The sequence below is a fragment of the Dactylosporangium maewongense genome (assembly GCF_039531485.1).
Lineage (GTDB): Bacteria > Actinomycetota > Actinomycetes > Mycobacteriales > Micromonosporaceae > Dactylosporangium > Dactylosporangium maewongense.
The window spans coordinates 259,458-276,810 of record NZ_BAAAQD010000012.1; the positions used below are offsets into that span (position 1 = coordinate 259,458).

Consider the following 17,353-nt stretch of genomic DNA (forward strand, 5'->3'; position numbering starts at 1 on the left):
GCATGGCGGTACCATATGAGACGACGGGCAGAACGCAGCAGAAGTCCCGGACCCGGCAGGCCCTCGTCGACGCGACCCGTGAGATGCTCGCGGACGGCTCGACCCCGCAGGTCGAGGACGCCGCCGAGCGGGCCGGGGTGTCCCGCACGACCGCGTACCGCTACTTCCCCAACCAGCGTTCGCTGCTCATGGCGGCCCACCCGCAGATCTCGCCGGACACGCTGCTCGGCCCCGACGCACCGCAGGAACCCCGGGCGCGGCTCGACGCGTTCATGGCCGCGTTCAGCCGGTACAACATGGACTGGGAGCCACAGCTGCGCACCTCGCTACGACTCTCGCTCGACGAGAAAGGCGGCAGTGGTGGCGGCCGCCCGGCGCTGCGGCAGGGCCGGGCGATCGGCTGGATCGAGGACGCCCTCGCCCCGCTGCGCGACACGCACCCCGACGTCGACCTCCACGCGCTCGCCGTCGCCATCAGGTCCGCGACCGGCATCGAAACCCTCATCTGGCTGCTCGACATCGCCGGCCAGACCCACGCCGAGGCCGCCGAGACCGTACGCCGGACCGCCCAGGCCCTCCTCGCCGCCGCCCTCACCACCTGAGCCCCGCACCTCTCGATGCCGGCAGGGCATGTCGGCCGCTCTATATATGCTGGCCCGCATGTCAGCCGCGGCGCTCGCGATCGTGCTCGCCTTCGTCGGCATCGTCGGCACGTATCTGACCAACATGTATCTGGCCCGGCGCCAGGAGCGGCTGGCGCGGGTCAACGAGCAGCTCAGCGAGTTCTACGGGCCGCTGCTGGCCGCCCTGTCCGCCAACGGGCAGGTCTTCGACGCGTGGCGGCTTCATGTCCGGCCCGACGGCAGGTCGATGTTCGACCCCGGCGGCACACCACCGACCGACGCCGAACTGGCCGAGTGGCGCCTGTGGTTCACCACCGCCTTCCTGCCGAACATCCAGCGGGCTCGGGAAGTGGTCGTCCGCCGCGCCGACCTGCTCATCGAGCCGTCGATGCCGCCCGTACTGCTGCACCTGTGCGCCCACGTGACATCCAGCGAGATCCTGGTCGCCCGCTGGGCGGCGGGCGATCTGACCGACCAGATCGCACTCATCCGCTACCCCACCGACGGTGTCCTGGAGTACGCGAGCAGCTCGTTCGCCACGTTGAAGCGCCGCCAGGCCGACCTGCTCGGTGACCCGACCGGGCGCGGGCTGTTCAGCAGGGCACGGCGGCGAGGGTGACGCGGTTGTCGCGGAGCTCGCCGACCATGGCGAACGCCGACCGGTCGACGTCGCAGCACAGCGGCAGGTCGCGGGTCAGGTCGACGCGTTCGTCAGCGGGGCGGCCCGCCGACCGGAGCGCCTGCTGGGCGGCGCCCTCCCTGATGCCGGCGACCAGTTCGGCGCTGTCGGCTGCGGACCCGCCCAACAACAGATCCAAGTGCCGTCCGCAGGCCCAGTCCTCGGCGCTCCGCCCCGTGCACACGATCGTCCACGGCACGCCCGCGTGATGCTCGGCGATCCAGCGCACGGTGGCGGCGGCGTTCACGGCGGAGGCCGCGAGCAGCGCCGCGGCATCCGGGTGGCGGACGAGGCCGCGGGTGCCGTTGGAGGTCGCCTGGATCAGGCTGCGGCCGCTGACGTCCGCGGCGGCCATGTCGAGCGGCGAGTTGCCGAGGTCGAAGTCGTCCGGCTTGAGCCCGCCGACCTCGCCGATGAGCAGCCGGTCGGGGTGCCGGTCGCGTAGCGCCCTGCCTTCCGGGGCGGACCCCACGCACACGATCTCCGCCGCTCCGCGCTCGAACGCCACCGCCGCCGTGGTGAACGCCCGGATCACGTCGATCACGACCACCACCCGGCCGGCGGGAACGTCGGCGTCGATGCCCACTACCGTCACGGGCCCGTCACCCAGCCGCGCAGGGCGAGGGTCTCGCCGCGGGTGATGGCGGCCAGGGCCTCGGCGACGTAGTCGACGACGTCGGGCGGGAGGTCGGTGGGGTCGGCCCAGCGCAGCTCGCTGCACTTGCCGGGCTCGTTGATGACGGGGTCGCCGGTCCACCGGTCGACGGTGAAGAACAGGTGGAAGTACTCCTGGTCGTCGGCGTCCTCGGGGGCGGTGTGCAGGAGCAGCGCCAGCCGGCAGCCTCCGGGGTCGGCCTCGATGCCCAGCTCCTCCCGCAGCTCCCGCACGAGCCCGGAGAGCGCGTCCTCGCCGCCGTCGAGGTGGCCGGCAGGCAGGCTCAGCTGCCCGTGCCGGAAGGTCGTCCCCGCCCGCCGCAGGAGCAGCAGCCGACCGTCGGCGCGCAGGATCCCGTACACGGCGGCGGCGATGCGGAAGCGTTCACCAGGCACCGGGCAACCCTACTGGCGGTGGCCGGCGCCCGTTGGCGGTGGGGCGCCGGCCGCCGGTCTCAGGTGGTGATGCGGAAGGTGGCGTCGGCGCGGGCGGTGGCGGTGGTGATGGGGTCGATGCGCAGCAGGTAGTTGCTGTGCCGGATGTACCGGTCGGGGAAGTTGTACGACTGGAAGGACGTCCACGACGCGTCGACGAGGCCGGCGACCTGGCGGAAGGTGGCGTCGGCGGCGAAGGTGGTGGTGCCGTCGTTGGCGGCGAGGACGAAGTCGTAGTTCCAGTGGCGCAGGTAGTAGCCGGGGAAGTTGACGGACTGGATGGAGACGGTGCCGGTGCCGGCCAGGCCGGGGACGAGGCGGAACTGGGCGTCCTGGGCCGGCGAGACCGAGGCGTCGATGCGGACGTCGTAGTTGGCGTGCCGCACGTAGCGGTCCTGGAAGTTGTACGACTGGAGCCGGTTGATCGTCGTGGTGCTGGGCCAGCGGGACAGGACGCGGCTCTCCTCGGCGGCGGTGAGGTTGAGGATGGCGCCGTGGCGTTTCTTGGTGCCGCCCATGTTGTAGGAGCCGGACGCGGGCAGCTGGTAGGCGGCGGGGCTGGACGGGTTGCCGGTCAGGACCGGCATGTAGCCGCGGCCCGAGGCGTACTGGTCGAGGTAGAGCGCCCAGGAGTTGCCGGTGTTGAACTTGACCCACATGGGGCCCTCGACCTGGGAGCCGGTGAGGCCGATGCCGGAGAGGTTGCCCAGCGTGGTCCACGTGCCGAGGATCGAGTTGCTGCCCTCGATGGTGATCTGGCCGTCGCCGGACGTGCGGACGTAGCGGTAGTTGCCGACGCCGGCGGGGACCTCGACGATCTGGGTGTCGATGATCTCCTGTGCGCCGGGGCGGGTGATGTACGGCTGCGGCGTGGTGATCGTGCGGAAGTTCGAGGTGCGGGCGTAGTAGATGCGGTGCTTGGTCGCGCCGTTCAGGGGCACGTTCGTGGCCCAGTAGAGGACGTAGTCGTTGGTGGCCGGGTTCCAGATCGCCTCGGGCGCCCAGGCGTTGCGGCCGTCGGGGATGGCGCCGGCGACGTTGAGCAGCCACGGCGCGGACCAGTTGACCAGGTCGGTGGACTCCCAGACGACGAGGTTGCGGCTGCCGTTGTTGATGGACGTCGGCCAGTCCTGGCCGCAGCCGATGCACAGGTCGGTGGCGATGATCCAGTACCGGTCCCCCGCCGGCGACCTGACCAGTGCGGGGTCGCGCACCCCGCGGGTGCCGACGTTGGAGCTGAGCACGAGACCGCCGTTGTTGAGGTCGGTCCAGCGCAGGCCGTCCTTGCTGTGGGCGAGGTAGATCTGCTGGGCGGTCGACGACTCGCCGGTGAAGTGGGCCATCAGGTAGCCGGTGAACGGGTCCGCGGCGGCGGCGGGTTTCGGCAACGCGACCGTAAGGGCGGCGAGCAGGATCGCGACGAGGAGTTTGCGCATGATGCTCCTACAAGGAGACGACGACGGGGCGGATGGTGCCGTCGGCGTTGAACGCCAGCGGGTCGATGGTGGTCTCGCGGTTGGTGCCGTTGCCGGCGGGCACGGCGAAGCGGTGATAGGCGATGTACCAGGTGTCGGTGCCGGGCGCCTGCACGACGGAGTGGTGGCCGGTGCCCTTGATGCCGGCGTCGAGGCGCTTCTGCAGCACCACGCCGCGGTTCGTCCACGGGCCGAGCGGTGACGGCCCGGTCGCGTACGCCACCCGGTAGTCCTCGCTGCGGGTGTCGTTCTCCGACCACATGAGGTAGTAGGTGCCGTTGCGTTTGAACACGAACGACCCCTCGTTGTAGCCGGCCGGGGTGACGACCCGTACCTGTGCGGGGTCGAACGACGTCATGTCGGCGTTGAGCCGCACGGCGCGGGCGACGCCCTGCCCCCAGTACAGGTACGACTGGCCGTCGGTGTCGGTGAACACCATCGGGTCGATCGCCTGCCCGCCGCTGAACTGGTCGCCGCGGACCAGGGGCCGGCCGAGGGCGTCGCGGAACGGGCCGGTCGGGGTGTCGGCGACCGCGACGCCGAGCTGCTTCGCCCCGGTGGCCGCGCCGCCGCTGAAGTACAGGTGGTAGCGGCCGTTGCGGGTGGCGACCGCGGGCGCCCACGCCGAGTTGTCGGCCCACGCCACGTCGGGGCCGAGGTCGAGGATCACGCCGTGGTCGGTCCAGTTCACCAGGTCGGTGGAGGAGAACGCCTTGTAGTAGGGGCTGCTCCAGCCGGCGTACCCGTCGGTGGTCGGGTACAGGTAGTAGCGGCCGTTGAAGACGGTGAGGTGCGGGTCGGCGAACAGGCCGGGGATCACGGGGCCCTTGTTTGTCTTGGGGGTCCACGGTGCCGTGACGCGGAACGAGCTGTCGGCCTTGAACGCGGCGGTGTCCTGGAACGGGTCGAGCCACAGCGCGAAGTCCCGGTGCCGGATGCGGCGGGACGGATAGTTGTAGGAGGTGAACGCGACCGACCCGGCCACGGAGCCGTCGACGGGGCAGAAGGTCGCGTCGGCGCGGAACATGGGATCGCCGGTGTTCGCGTCGACCCGCAGCCGGAAGTCGCGGTGCCGCAGGAACAGCCCGCTCTTCGTCTGCAGCGAGTAGCACGCCGGGGAGGCGAGCCCGTTGACGACGGTGAACGTCGCGTCGGCCTTCGTCTGGGCGTCACTGGACGCGGACACCGGATCGAGTTGGCCTTGTCGCATGTACCGGCCGGGGTAGTTGACGGATTCCAGTGAGCGCGCGCCCGTAGGTACGGTCGGCGCGGCGAGAGCGGGTGTGCCCGGCAGTACCGCGGCCAGGACCGCGAGCACCGGAAGCACCGGGAGGACGGCGCGCCTCACGCGACGAGCCGGAACGTCGCGTCGGCGCGGGCGGTCGCCGTACTGATCGGGTCGAGGCGCAGCAGGTAGTTGTAGTGGCGGATGTACCGGTCGGGGTGGCTGTAGGACTGGAACGACACCCCGGCGGCGTCGGCGAGGCCGGCCACCTGCCGGAAGGTCGCGTCGGCGGCGAACGCGGCGCTGCCGTCGTTGCGGACGAGCGAGAAGTCGTAGTTGGAGTGGCGCAGGAAGTAGCCGGGGAAGTTCGTCGACTCCAGCGAGACGTACCCGGTGCCGCCGGTCAGCCCCGGCACGACCTTCCACTGTGAGTCCGCGGCTGGGCTCACGTTGGGGTCGATGCGGACGTCATAGTCGGCGTGCCGCACGTAGCGGTCCGGGAAGTTGGACGACTGCAGCCGCCACGTCGTCACGGCGGGCCCGGCGGGCTCACCGGACGGCGGCGCGAGCACGGTCCCCGTGGCGACCGGGACGCCGAGATTCGGGGTGCCGTCGGCGTTCCAGCTGATGCGCTGGATCCGGGTGGTACGGGTGGACCCGCAGCCGTCGGAGGCGGAGGCGTTCGCGTGGTAGACGATCCAGTCCTCGGTGCCGTCCGGGGACTTGAAGAACCCGTGGTGCGCCGGGCCGTAGACGCCGGCGGCGTCGTTGCGCTGGAAGATCGGCGTGGACTTCTTCACCCACGACGACGCCGACAGCACCGCGCCGCCGGTGTACGTCAGCTGCCCGATCTTGTAGTCCGGCCCCTGGCAGGCGCTCGCGGAGTACGTGATGAACGTGCGGCCGCCGTGCTGGATCGCGACCGGACCCTCGTTCATCGGGGTGCCCTGCCGCTCCCAGTCCAGGATCGGTTCGGAGATGGCGGTACGGGCGCCGGTGACCGTCCACGGGTTGCTCATCGCGACGAGGTAGATGTGCGGGTCGCTGTCGCGCCACAGGACGGTCGGCACCCCGGACCACATGAAGTAGAGCTGGTTGTTGATGGTGACGACGCTGCCGTCGATGCCCCACCAGTTGTTCGATCCGAAGACCATGCCCTTGTACGTGTACGGGCCCATCGGGTCGAGGCCGGCGCTCTCCAGGACGTGTACCCGCTGGCCTTCGATGTCGCCGTTGCCGGCCGAGTAGTAGATGTACCAGCGCTGCCCGTTGGGGCCGTTGAGCAGGTGGAACTCCGGCGCCCAGACGTTGCGGTCCCGGCCGGCGGCGTGCGCGCTGAACACGGCCGTCGGGGTGGTCGTCTTCAGCTGGGCGATCGTGGGCGCCTTCCGCATCGTCAGCGGGCCGCTCCACGGCGTGGTCATCAGGTAGTAGTTGCCGTTGTACCAGGTCATGTACGGGTCGGGACCCGAGCTGTTCAACGGGTTCGTGAACGCCGGGCCGGCCTCGGCCCGTACAGGAGCGGCGACCACAGCGAGAAGGACCGCCGCGACCAGCAGCAGCACGCGTCTCACGAGGTGACCTTGAAGGTCGCGTCCTGCCGGTCGGTCGCGCTCGACGACGCGCTCAGCGGGTCGATGCGCAGCACGTAGTTGGCGTGCCGCAGGTAGCGGTCCGGGAAGTTGTACGAGCGGAACGACGACCACGTCGAGTCGGCCAGGCCGGCGGTGCGGTAGAAGGTGGCGTCGGCGCGGAACGCGGCCGTGTTGTCGTTGGCGTCCAGGCGCAGCTCGTAGTTGTAGTGGCGCAGGTAGCGGGTCGGGTAGTTCACCGACTGGAAGGACACGCCCGCGCTGTCGGCGAGCCCGGGCACCAGCTTCCACAGCTGGTCCTGGTACGGGTCGAACGGGTACGGGTCGATGCGGGCGACGTTGTTGGCGTGCCGCACGTACCGGTCGGGGAAGTTCGACGACTTGAGCCGCACCCAGCCCGGCAGCCCCCAGCGGGTGACGGCCGCGTTGTACTCGGCGGTGGTGATGCCGGCGATCGAGCCGTGCTTGGCGTTGAGCGGCGGGGTGTAGTCGCGCTGGTTGAGCACCGTCCACGCGCCGCCGCCGACGTTGCTGGTCGACCAGGCGTAGTAGTCGTTGTTGACGGGGCTGAACGAGTCGCCCCACAGCCACCACCCGGAGCCGCTGTTGGCCTTCACCAGCATCGGCGCCTCCATGGCGTTGCCCTGCTTCAGCCCGGCGGTGTACGTGGTGTAGCTGCCGGGTGCGCCGGTGGACGAGCGGGCGCCGTAGGTGAGCCCGTTGGCGAGGTTCTTGTAGTACAGGTAGAACGTCGAGCCGTCCACGACGATGTCGCCGTCGAGCACGGAGAAGCCAGGGTTGAAGTACACCTGGTTGGCGCTGACGGTGCGGAAGTCCGACGTGTAGTTGACCATGAACACGTCGCTGCCGTTGTTCGCGGAGTAGACGATGCCGTACTGGCCGCGCGAGGCGTCCCAGAAGGCGGTCGGCGCCCACGTGTGGGTCGCCAGGTTGTGCATCTTGATCCGCCGGTAGCCGGTGAAGCTGGTCAGGTCCGTCGAGTCCCACACGTGCAGGTACTGGTTGTTCTGCCCGAAGTCGGTGCCGTTGAGGTCGGTGGCCAGGATGACGAACGTGCCGTCCTGCTTGCGCAGGATGAACGGGTCGCGCAGGCCGAGCGTGCCGGCGGTCGGGGTGACGACCGGGTTGTTCTGGTTCAGCGGCGCCCAGTTGAGCCCGTCGGTGCTCACCGCGACGTGCAGCCCGTAGTTGGCGCCGCTCTGGTTCGGCGTCTCGGTGAAGTACACGAACACGTAGGCGCTGTTCGCCGCGAGTGCCGCCCGGGGCGTGGCGGCGACCCCGACCGCGGCGGCCGCGGCCGACAACCCGGTGAGCTGGACGAAGGTACGACGACGAAGGTGCACGATGGCAGACCTCTCTGCAGGGGTGCTTGTTAGCGCTCACATGGAACGCCGCGGACAGCCGCCCACAGGCCTGACGGCGCGGGCGACCGATCACTGCGCATAACGATGAAGGGGTGCCATCGACGGCCGAGTGGCGGACGCCCGTCGATGCGTGACTTTCCGAGAATGTTAGCGATAACACTTCTGGTGTCAAGAGCGCACCGGCCGGATCAACGCCGGTTGGTCACCAGTCCCGGACCTCTTCGACGCCGGCGACGAGGAACTCGCGGGCGGTCGCGAACGTGCGGCCGTGCGCCGCCTCGGCCTCGTCGACGATGGCGTCGAGGGCGTCGAACAGCTCCTCCCGTTCGACGGTCTCGATGAACGGGTCGTCCATGCCGTCGAACTGGTTGAACGCCTCGCCGAACTCCGAACCGAGGTCGGTCAGGCGTGCCTCGTCCGTGTCGCCGCCGGGCGCGGCGAGCACGTCGAGGACGGCTCGCCGGGTCGTCATGAACTGGCGTACGGACCTGCGGTACTGGGCCGCGCTGATGTGTTCGCGGCCGTCCCAGTCGCGCAGTGGATTGTCGCGGTTCTCGGCGACCCAGCCGGAATCTCGGGGGCTGCTGATCTCGACGAGGGTGCCGTTGCCGGCTTCCCTCGCCCACATCTCGCTCATCGCGGTGGCGTACTCGGCCGGCACGCTGTGCAGCCACAGCATCTCCAGGCCCGGCACCGCCGTGCTCGACAGACAGTCCGACGCCGACATGCCGAACAGGTCGATGAGGTGCAGCGACTTCAGGCTCCGCAGCCGATTCAGGCCGGCCGCACCGTTGAGGGTACCGAGGGTTCCGGACAACTTCAGGTGCGTCAGATTCGGAAAGAGGGCGGCCACGTCGTCACCGTCCACAACGGCGATCCCGGTGACGGTCAGGATCCGCACCTCGGTGAACGGCTCGGACCGGGCGACCAGGTCGGCCAGCTCGGCGCCGAGCAACGATCGGCCGCCGGTGCGATGTGGACTTCGTTCGCCGCGCTCCCACTGGCGCTGCCACGCCAGTTGGTCACCGATGTTCCAGCCCGACGAATAGCTGTTCGACTTGCGCTCGTGCAGGAGCGGCACGTTGCCCAGCACCTTGTAGCTGCGCGGGAGCACCCACGCGAAGTTGCAGTGCGAGAGCCTGCCGTCGTGGGCATGGTGGTGCAGTCTGAGCGGGACGAGCGCACCCAGCTCCTCGACCGAGGACGGCTCGGGCCCGGACCAGTCCAGCTCGAGCACTCCCGCCGTTCGCCCCGCCGGGTCAAGGTCGGTCACCTGGGCCGCGGTCCACTCACCCAATTCCTCGGAATAGGCCGCGACCACGTCGCCCGGCGTGATCGGCCGCGGCGGCGACGTCTCCCGCCGCCGGGTCACGGCCGGACCCGCACGCCGGACAGCGCTTCGACGTCCGACACCGACAGCGGTCGAGGGTCTGGCTCCATGCGCGCGATGGTACAGACGTGCACCCGCTCGTTCCGGTGCCGCTGGACGCCCTCCGGGTCGGACGAGACGACCGTCCCGGAAGGCGTCCCGGCGTGGCTCAGCTCGTGGGGCTGGCGGTGGCGGTGGGCTTCGGACCCCTGCCGCCGCCCTCGCCGCCCTGACCGCCCTTGCCCGTCCGGGCGGTGAAGGTCTTGAGGTCGGCGCTCACGTCGTACATCACCTTCGTCCCGTCCTTGGTGCCGAAGACGTCATACGAGCCGTCCGGGTCCTTCCGCACGCTCGTCACCGTCACCGACGAGTCCTTCGCCTTCGTCGCCGCGGTCACCTTCGCCAGCTCGTCGCCGGTCACCGCCGTGTCCGCGTCACCGCGGCCGCCGCCCTTGCCGTCACCGCCGCCCTTGCCGGTCTTGGCGGTGAAGGTCTTGAGGTCGGCGCTCACGTCGTACATCACCTTCGCGCCGTCCTTCGTGCCGAACACGTCGTAGGAGCCGTCCGGATCCTTCCGCACGCTCGTCACCGTCACCGACGAGTCCTTCGCCTTCATCGCCGCCGTCACCTTCGCCAGCTCGTCGCCGGTCACGGCGGTGTGGTCGCCGCCGCCGCGCTGGTGACCGGGGGCGGCGGCGGAGCTGCTGGCGGAGGGGGACGGCGCCGTGGTGGCGGCGACGGCGGGGATGCCGAAGAGGAGCGCGCCCGCGACGGCGGTGCTGGCGGCGGCGATGCTGATCTTCACAGTGCGACGCACGGTAGGTGTCCTTCCAGTTCGATCATGGTGTTCGACTGGAACTCAGCGTGCGGTGGCTTCCTGTGTACAGCCTGTCAACGGCCTGCTGTTTCGCCGCCGATCGGGGCGTTCAGCAGCCGCGCCACACGGCCAGCTGGGCGCCGAGGTCGTCGTGACGCACGGTGCCGATCATCGTGCGGCCGTCCGGGCCGACCCAGTCGATCACGCTCGGCGCGGGGTCCGGCATCGGCATCGGCAGCACGAAGGCGGCGCCGTCGTGCCAGACGGCCGGGCGGCCGGTGCCGTCGATCGCGCCGGCGGCCACGCCCGACGCGCCGATCGCCATCGGGCCCACCATCTTGTCGAGGATCTCGACGGCGCCGGAGCGGAGGTTCCACCGCACGCCGCGGCTCGGGTGGGCCGGGTCGTCGACCAGCTTCCCGTCCCGCTCGACGGGTTCGGCCGCGGACACTCCGAGCGCCCAGTCACCCCCGACCGCGACCGCGGCGACCCGCAGGTAGCCGTCCGGCACTGCGAGGGCCGTCGCGGTGCCGTCCGGCGTCCAGCGGTACCCGTGCCGGTTCTGGCCCGCGTTGCCGACCACGACGCCGTCGTCGTTGATGCCGACGGCGCTGGTGTCGCGGGTGCCGGCGGCGCTGGTGTCACCGGTGCCGGCGGCCAGCAGGAGCGGGGTCGCCGCGCCGGCCCGCCACAGCACCGCCCGCTCCCCGCCGGCCTTGAGCGTCACCGTCCCCGCGACATCGCCGCGGGTGTTGATGCCGGCCGCCGACGTGGAGGTCGCCGAGTCCGGCACCGGCAACGGGACCACCTTGCCGTCACGGATGAGGACGGCCCGCTCCCCCGCGACTCCCGGCACGTGACGCGTGCCGGCGACCACGCCGGAGGCGTTGACGCCCGCGACCGAGATGTCCTTGATGGCGGGCAGGGGCTGCGGCGGCCCGCCGTCGGTCCACAGCATCGCCCCCAGCTCCGCCCCGTTGTGGTTGGGGACCGCCACCACGAGCCGGCCGGCCGGGTCCACGCCGCGGATGTCGAGCCCGTTGGCGTCCGGCGGCAGAGGCAGCGGCGACGAGGCGCAGGCGCTCGCGCTCGGAGGCGCCGCGGCCGGCGCGGCGGCCGGCGTCGAGCAGCCCGAGACGGTGGCGAGCGCCACCACCAGCACCGCACCGGCGAATCGCATCCTCGTCGTCTCCTTCTGGTGGGTCGTCATCGGCAGGTCCAGCGGGTGTTGTCGTACAGGTCATGGCGATCGCCCTCGACCATGCTGGCCACGACCGTGGTGCCGTCGCCGGTGATGCCGGCGCGCCAGCGCCACGGACGGTCCGGGTTCAGCGGGAGCAGCACCGTGACCGCGCCGTCCCGCCACAGGGCCAGGCCGGACGCGCGCTCCGCGGGTACGCCGAGCACGGTCCCGGCGGCGCTCACGGCGAGCGGGGTGAAGAGCCCGAGCGGCTCGACGGCGCCGGTGCGCAGGTTCCACCGGGCGTGCCAGGGGCCGAGCTCGTCCGGGTCGTGCGGGCGGGTCAGCGGCGCCGTCCCGACGGCCCACTCGCCGCCGACCGCCGTGACGGCCCCGGCGGCGCCCTTCGGCAGCGGCGTGCCGTCGCCGTCCCACCGGTAGGCGACCGTCGCGTCGTCCGCGACCGTCGCGTCGTCCGCGACCGTCGCGCCGGCCGCCACGCCGTCGTCGGTGATCCCGGCGACCTGCGCCCTGCGGCCCGCACCGGCGGGCGGCTCGACGAACCCGCCGCCGGCCGGCCAGACCAGCCCGACCCGGCCGCCGCCGACCACCGCGTATCCGGCGGCGTCGCCGCGGGCGTTGACGGCGAGCGCCTCGCTGCCGGTCGCGCCCGGCGGCAGCGGCAGCGGCACGACCGCGCCGTCGTGGAACAGGGCCGCCCGGCGTTCGCCGCCCGCCGTGCGGGTGGCACCGGCGACGGTGCCGTCGCGGTTGACCGCGTTCGGCGCGAACCCGATCGCCGCCGCCGGCCGGTCCGGCACGCCGTCCTTCCAGACGAGCAGGCCGGTCACCGAGGATGCGGACGCGTAGCCGCCGACCATGTACCGCCCGGTCGGGTCGACCGTGTACACCGCCCACTGCCCGGCGGGGAGTCCCGGCGGGGCGGGCACCGCGGCGGCCGTGCAGGTGAGCGGCACCGCCGACCGGGTCGGGGCGACCGGCTGCGTCGGGGTCACCGCGGGCGGCCCGCCGTCGGGGCGGCGCAGCGACGACCCGAACACCACCCCGGCGACGACCAGGGCGACGACGACCCCGGCCGCGGCCGCCGCCCTGATCCGCCCGCGCCGCACGCTGCGGCGAGCGCCGGCGAGCACGTCGTCGGCGAGCAGGCGCACCGGCGGGGCCTCCCGCTCCGCGTGGGACCGCAGCACCTCTTCGGGGGTCACGCGGGCCTCCTCATCGACAGGTCGGCGCCGGTCGCCGGCGTCGCCGCGAACAGCTCGCGCAGCGCCCGCAGCGCCGTCGACGTCTGCGCCTTGACCGTGCCCTCCGAGCGGCCCAGCACCCGGGCGACGTCGGCGACGGGCAGGTCGCACAGGAACCGCAGCACCACCACGATCCGTTGCCGCTCCGGCAGCCGGCGCAGCGCGTCGTGGACCAGCAGCCGCTCGTCGACCTGCCCGATCGCCGCCTCGACGGCGTGGTCGGGCGGCGTGTCCCGCAGGAACACCCGCGTCCACGGCCGGCGCTGATCGCTCAGGCACGCCCGGACCACCATCGAGTGCACGTACGCGTCGAGGTTGTCCACCTCGCCGCGCCGCGTCCAGCGCCGGTACAGCGTCGTCAGCGCGTTCTGCACCGCGTCCTCGGCGCGGTCCCGGTCGCCCAGGACCAGCCACGCGACCCGGTGCAGGCGAGGCAACTGCGCCCGTACGTACTCGACGTACTCGTGCTCCTCGTCGACCCGCACCCGCGTCGTCCCCCTCCGGTGGCCACTGTTCCACCCCGGTAGACGCAAGCGGGCCTGGCTGAGGTTTAGACGATGCGGATCATAGACCGGGCAGCGTCTGCTGATCGTCGTAGACGGGCCAGCCGTCCGCGCCCCGGCGGACCCCTTCCGTCAGGCGGTGCGCCTGCCGGGTGCCGGCGTCGACGAGGTGCACGACCGTCGCGCCCCGCATGACGAGCGCGTCCGCGACGAGCATGCGGTGGCAGTGCCACCACAGCGTCTCGGCGCACAGCACGGCCGGCAGCTCGGTCGCGGCCCGGCCGACGAGGTCGTCGACGGCCGTGCGGAACGCCGGCGTGTCCATGTGGTCGGCGTACGCGGCGACGCGCAGGGCGGTGTGCCGGGAGCCCGGGGTGGAGTGCCGCCGCCCGCCGAGGGTCTCGCCCTGCCAGGTGTACCGCAGCCCGGCGCCGGTCACCGCCTCGGCGAGGGCCTCCCGCCCGTACTGCGGGTGCCGCCGGGACCCCGGGAACCTGCGCACGTCGACGAGCGTGCGCACGCCGGCGGCGACGAGGATGTCGAGCAGCGCCTCGACCGGCCGCGCGCCGTGCCCGACCGTCCAGACCCGCGCCGCCCCGCCGTCCACCGGAGCAACGCTACCCCGGCTCCGGACAGCGCAGCTCCGGCAGGCACGGCTTCAGAACGGGCGGCCTCAGAACGGGCGGCCTCAGGACGGGCGGGCTTCAGGAGGAGGCGGCGGCGAAGGTGCCGTAGTGGACGACCTCGTCGAACGGGCGGCGGGCGGGGTTGCGGATCAGCTGGAGCGGCCGGTCGGCCGGGTAGCCGACGCCGATCAGATAGGCGACGGTGTGGGTGTCGGGCACGCCGAGGATCTCGCGGGCCTTCTCCTGGTCGCCGACCCCCGCGTGACCGGTGCCGATGCCCAGGTCCGCGGCGGCGACGAGGATGGCGTAGGTCGCCTGGCCGAGGTCGTACCGGTCGGTGAGGCGGGTCCGCTCGTCCGGGGCTTCCGGCAGCACCAGGGCGATCGCGGCCGCCGCGTCGGCGACGTGCTGCGCGCCGGGCCAGACGGTCGCGAGCCTGGTCAGCTGTTCGCGGTCGGTGACGACGACGAAGTCCCAGTGCTGCCGGTTGGACGCGGACGGCGCCCGCCAGCCCGCCTCGACGATGCGCCGCAGGTCTTCCGCCCGCACCGGGTCCGGCCTGTACTTGCGGACGTTGCGCCGCGACCGCACCGCATCCCACGTCTCCATCGTCACAGCTCCATGCTGGTCAGGGCGCGCAGCCGCAGCTCCGACGCCATCTCGGCCCACACCGCCGCGTCAGGCACGGCGGGCGGGCAGGGCTCCGCCGGGAGACTTTCCGCTGAAGCCACGCCGAAACCGATCAGACGGTGGCCGAGCCGGATCACCCGGTTCGCGAGGTGGGTGACTACCGCGTGCCCCGTGAGCTGTCCTGCGAGTGCCATACGGGTCAGCGTAGCGAATCTCCTATCCAAACGATAGGATTACTTCCGTGGGGTTCCATGAGGTGGGGATCGTCGGTGCGGGGGTGCACGGCCTCAGCGCCGCGTATCACCTGGCCCGGCGGGGCGTGTCGACGGTCGTGTTCGAGCGCGGCACGCGGGCCGCCGGCCCGACCGGCCGGGCCAGCGGGGTGGTGCGGTCCTACTACACCAACCGGTTCCTGGCCGAGGTCGCCCGCGACAGCACGGCCGTGCTCGCCGACTTCGCCGACCAGGTCGGCGGCGAGAGCGGCTATGTGCGCACCGGCGGGCTGTACCTGCACGGCCCCGACGACCTCGCGGACGTCCTCCGCACCGGCGGCGACCACGAGATCCTGACCGACGACCTCGCGGCGCGCTTCAGCTACCTGAACCTCGACGGGACCGCGATCGGCGTGTGGGAGGAGCGCGCGGGGTACGCCGACCCGTACCGCACCGCACTCGGGTACGCCGCCGCGGCCGTGCGACACGGCGCGACGCTGCTGGAGCACGCCGCCGTGCGGGTCGTCGACGAAGGCCCCCGGTCCGTCCGGGTGGTGCTCGCCGATCGGAGCCGGCACGAGGTCGGCCGACTGCTCGTCGCGGCCGGGCCGTGGACCGGGCCGCTGCTGGCGCAGGTCGGCGTCACGCTGCCGCTGACCGCCGAGCGCCACGTCGTCGCCGGGCTGGCGCACCCGCCGGAGGCCGCCCCGCACGCGGTGCCGTACGTGCTGATCGACGTCCAGCACGGGTACTACTCCCGGCCGGCCGGCGCGCACCGCTTCCTGCTCGGCGCGCTCGCCCCGACCGCCACCACCGACCCCGACGACTACTCCCCCGACGTGACCGGCGCCGAGTTCGCGTGGCTCGCCGCCCGCGCGGCGCGGCGGGCGCCGGTGCGGGCCCGGGCGGCGGCGGACCGCAGCTGGGCGTCCCTGTACGACGTCAGCCCCGACTGGCAGCCGGTCACCGGCCGGGTCACCGATCGCGTCCACGTCGACGCCGGCACCAGCGGGCACGGCTTCAAGCTCGCACCCGTGTGGGGCGAGCACGTGGCCAGGCTGCTCACCGGCGACGCCGACCAGCGGCTCGAGCAGTTCTCACCCGACCGCTTCGCCGCCGGGTCGGCCCTCGCCGCCGGCTTCGGCGCCGCGCGCATCCTGGGCTGAGGCCGCCTCTGGTGCCGGCCGGCCGGCGGGTGCCGTCCTGCGGCACGTCTCGGCCTTGCCGGTGCCGTGACCGGCGTCGATGACGGTCGGGCCCGGCCGTTCGCTGAACTGATGGTCGGCGATCCGCTACCGTCGGAGACGGGCGTGTCCATCGCGGTCGACCCCGACGGCGGGACCCGCGTGACGTGGCCTACCGGACGTCGCGACTCGGTCGCACAATGCCAGGAGCAGCACGGTACGCCGCACGGCGAAGTCGGATCTGTCGGAAGCGCACGGAAAGCCACGGTTCGTGCGCAGCTCCTGGGGGTACCACAGCTGCGCGACGACACAGGGAGGAGCCCGGCAGATGAGCACACCACGGAGGCGAATCCCGCCGGCGACGTCGTGGAGCTGACCATCGCCCTGTCGTCCAGGGACGACGAGGACCTCGTCGAGCTGACGGGCATCCTCGACTACGCGTCGGTGCCGTACCTGCGGCACGTCGTGTTCGAGCTGCTGGACGACCACCGGCGCCAGATCGTCGTGGGTGTGTCCGGGCTCCGCCTGCTGGATGCCGCCTCGATCAAGCTGTTCCTGTACCTGCAGAGCCGCGCCGAGCAGCTCGGCGGCGACCTGCGGCTCGCGGAGGCCGGCGGCACCGTCCTGGCCACCCTCGAGGTCACCGGCGTCGCCAAGCAGCTGGGCGTCTACGACGAGCTGGCCTGGCCGGTACACCGGCGGCAACGGGAACCCGTCGACCTCGGCGGCATGCGCGTCGGTCATGGCGAGTGGCCGGCGAACGCGACCGAGCTGCTGATGCGGCTGCACGAGCTGGACGCCACCGACCCCGTCCGGCGCAGGGCCCGCGACGACGTCATCGAGCTGTGCCTGCCCGCCGCCCACCGTCTCGCGCGGCGCTACAGCGGCGGTGGCAGCCCGACCGCCGACCTGACGCAGGTCGCGGCGCTGGGCCTGGTCAAGGCCGTCGACGGCTTCAACCCCGCGCACGGGGTGGAGTTCGGCGCATACGCGACGCCGACGGTCCTCGGCGAGATCAAGCGGTACTTCCGGGACCGCTCGAACGGCATCCGGATGCCCCGGCGGCTCCAGGAGCTGCGGCTGTCGGTCAACAGGGTCAGCGACCAGCTGACCCAGTTGTGCGGGCACTGGCCGACCGTCGCCGACCTCGCCGCGCACCTCGGCGCCGACGAGGAGGAGATCGTCGAGATGATCTGCGCGTGCAACGGCCACCAGCCGCTGTCGCTGGACCTGCCCTCCGCCGGCATCGAGGACGACACGACGCTGATGGACATCGTCGGCGCCGAGGACCCGGCGTATGACCTGGTCGAGCACCGGGAGTCGCTGCGGGTGCTGGTGGCGCAGCTGCCGGAGCGCGAGCAGCGGATCCTGAGCCTGCGCTTCTACGGCAACCTGCCGCAGGGGCAGATCGCCGCGCTGGTCGGCCTGTCGCAGATGCACGTGTCGCGCCTGCTGCGCCGGTCCCTGTCGACCCTGCACCGCCGCCTGACCGAATAGTC

Annotated in this window: 18 protein-coding genes; 4 read left to right on the plus strand and 14 right to left on the minus strand. The window is 72.2% G+C overall.

From position 1 onward, the window contains the following. Positions 1-2: 2 nt before the first annotated feature. Entirely contained in the window at positions 3-602 is a 600-nt protein-coding gene (locus tag ABD332_RS29435; RefSeq protein ID WP_344505527.1) for a TetR/AcrR family transcriptional regulator, read from the plus strand. 58 nt (positions 603-660) lie between these two features. After that, positions 661-1,242, plus strand: coding sequence for a hypothetical protein (locus tag ABD332_RS29440; protein ID WP_344505528.1), 582 nt, complete (start codon positions 661-663; stop codon positions 1,240-1,242). Here ABD332_RS29440 and ABD332_RS29445 read toward each other — a convergent pair. The 14 genes from ABD332_RS29445 to ABD332_RS29510 all read right to left on the minus strand — a co-directional run bounded on the left by ABD332_RS29445 (position 1,217) and on the right by ABD332_RS29510 (position 14,652). Continuing rightward, on the minus strand, positions 1,217-1,897 hold the full coding sequence (locus ABD332_RS29445; protein ID WP_344505529.1) for a 2-phosphosulfolactate phosphatase: 681 nt from the start codon (positions 1,895-1,897) through the stop codon (positions 1,217-1,219). The genes ABD332_RS29440 and ABD332_RS29445 overlap by 26 nt on opposite strands. After that, positions 1,894-2,352, minus strand: coding sequence for an NUDIX domain-containing protein (locus ABD332_RS29450; protein ID WP_344505530.1), 459 nt, complete (start codon positions 2,350-2,352; stop codon positions 1,894-1,896). The genes ABD332_RS29445 and ABD332_RS29450 overlap by 4 nt, the downstream gene beginning before the upstream one ends. A gap of 59 nt (positions 2,353-2,411) precedes the next feature. Beyond that, the gene (locus ABD332_RS29455) at positions 2,412-3,827 is read right to left on the minus strand and encodes a glycoside hydrolase family 43 protein (protein WP_344505531.1); all 1,416 of its coding nucleotides are present in this window, start codon (positions 3,825-3,827) and stop codon (positions 2,412-2,414) included. A gap of 7 nt (positions 3,828-3,834) precedes the next feature. Beyond that, the gene (locus ABD332_RS29460; protein ID WP_344505532.1) at positions 3,835-5,214 is read right to left on the minus strand and encodes a family 43 glycosylhydrolase; all 1,380 of its coding nucleotides are present in this window, start codon (positions 5,212-5,214) and stop codon (positions 3,835-3,837) included. Next, positions 5,211-6,665: a family 43 glycosylhydrolase gene (locus ABD332_RS29465; protein WP_344505533.1), complete on the minus strand. Its 1,455-nt coding sequence runs from the start codon at positions 6,663-6,665 to the stop codon at positions 5,211-5,213. The genes ABD332_RS29460 and ABD332_RS29465 overlap by 4 nt, the downstream gene beginning before the upstream one ends. Continuing rightward, positions 6,662-8,047, minus strand: a complete 1,386-nt coding sequence (locus ABD332_RS29470) for a glycoside hydrolase family 43 protein (protein WP_344505534.1) — start codon at positions 8,045-8,047, stop codon at positions 6,662-6,664. The genes ABD332_RS29465 and ABD332_RS29470 overlap by 4 nt, the downstream gene beginning before the upstream one ends. Before the next feature lie 223 nt (positions 8,048-8,270). Beyond that, a complete protein-coding gene (locus ABD332_RS29475; protein WP_344505536.1) occupies positions 8,271-9,440 on the minus strand; it encodes a hypothetical protein in 1,170 nt (389 codons plus the stop codon). Positions 9,441-9,606: 166 nt separating this feature from the next. Further along, the gene (locus tag ABD332_RS29480) at positions 9,607-10,254 is read right to left on the minus strand and encodes a hypothetical protein (RefSeq protein ID WP_344505538.1); all 648 of its coding nucleotides are present in this window, start codon (positions 10,252-10,254) and stop codon (positions 9,607-9,609) included. A 109-nt stretch (positions 10,255-10,363) separates the two neighbouring features. Then, positions 10,364-11,464, minus strand: a complete 1,101-nt coding sequence (locus ABD332_RS29485; RefSeq protein WP_344505539.1) for a hypothetical protein — start codon at positions 11,462-11,464, stop codon at positions 10,364-10,366. Continuing rightward, complete coding sequence (locus ABD332_RS29490) at positions 11,461-12,660, minus strand: hypothetical protein (protein ID WP_344505540.1); 1,200 nt, start codon at positions 12,658-12,660, stop codon at positions 11,461-11,463. Before ABD332_RS29490 ends, ABD332_RS29485 begins: the two co-directional genes overlap by 4 nt. Then, positions 12,657-13,184 (minus strand): SigE family RNA polymerase sigma factor, encoded by a 528-nt coding sequence (locus ABD332_RS29495; protein WP_344505541.1) that lies wholly within the window; start codon positions 13,182-13,184, stop codon positions 12,657-12,659. Before ABD332_RS29495 ends, ABD332_RS29490 begins: the two co-directional genes overlap by 4 nt. Positions 13,185-13,263: 79 nt before the next feature. Next, positions 13,264-13,809, minus strand: a complete 546-nt coding sequence (locus ABD332_RS29500) for a DUF488 domain-containing protein (protein WP_344505542.1) — start codon at positions 13,807-13,809, stop codon at positions 13,264-13,266. A 97-nt stretch (positions 13,810-13,906) separates the two neighbouring features. Then, positions 13,907-14,437: a nitroreductase family protein gene (locus tag ABD332_RS29505; protein WP_344505543.1), complete on the minus strand. Its 531-nt coding sequence runs from the start codon at positions 14,435-14,437 to the stop codon at positions 13,907-13,909. Positions 14,438-14,439: 2 nt separating this feature from the next. Beyond that, positions 14,440-14,652 carry a hypothetical protein gene (locus ABD332_RS29510; RefSeq protein WP_344505545.1) on the minus strand — a complete coding sequence of 71 codons (213 nt, stop codon included), beginning with the start codon at positions 14,650-14,652 and terminating at the stop codon, positions 14,440-14,442. A gap of 47 nt (positions 14,653-14,699) precedes the next feature. Here ABD332_RS29510 and ABD332_RS29515 point away from each other — a divergent pair, with 47 nt between their 5' ends. Both ABD332_RS29515 and ABD332_RS29520 read left to right on the plus strand, forming a co-directional pair. Further along, on the plus strand, positions 14,700-15,836 hold the full coding sequence (locus ABD332_RS29515; RefSeq protein ID WP_344505546.1) for an NAD(P)/FAD-dependent oxidoreductase: 1,137 nt from the start codon (positions 14,700-14,702) through the stop codon (positions 15,834-15,836). A gap of 384 nt (positions 15,837-16,220) precedes the next feature. Then, complete coding sequence (locus tag ABD332_RS29520) at positions 16,221-17,351, plus strand: SigB/SigF/SigG family RNA polymerase sigma factor (RefSeq protein WP_344505547.1); 1,131 nt, start codon at positions 16,221-16,223, stop codon at positions 17,349-17,351. Positions 17,352-17,353 lie beyond the last annotated feature (2 nt).

Coding starts and splice junctions, on each gene's coding strand:
- ABD332_RS29435 (WP_344505527.1), top strand. CDS start 3: ATGGCGGTACCATATGAGACGACGGGCAGAACGCAGCAGAAGTCCCGG.
- ABD332_RS29440 (WP_344505528.1), top strand. CDS start 661: ATGTCAGCCGCGGCGCTCGCGATCGTGCTCGCCTTCGTCGGCATCGTC.
- ABD332_RS29455 (WP_344505531.1), bottom strand. CDS start 3,827: ATGCGCAAACTCCTCGTCGCGATCCTGCTCGCCGCCCTTACGGTCGCG.
- ABD332_RS29485 (WP_344505539.1), bottom strand. CDS start 11,464: ATGACGACCCACCAGAAGGAGACGACGAGGATGCGATTCGCCGGTGCG.
- ABD332_RS29505 (WP_344505543.1), bottom strand. CDS start 14,437: ATGGAGACGTGGGATGCGGTGCGGTCGCGGCGCAACGTCCGCAAGTAC.
- ABD332_RS29510 (WP_344505545.1), bottom strand. CDS start 14,652: ATGGCACTCGCAGGACAGCTCACGGGGCACGCGGTAGTCACCCACCTC.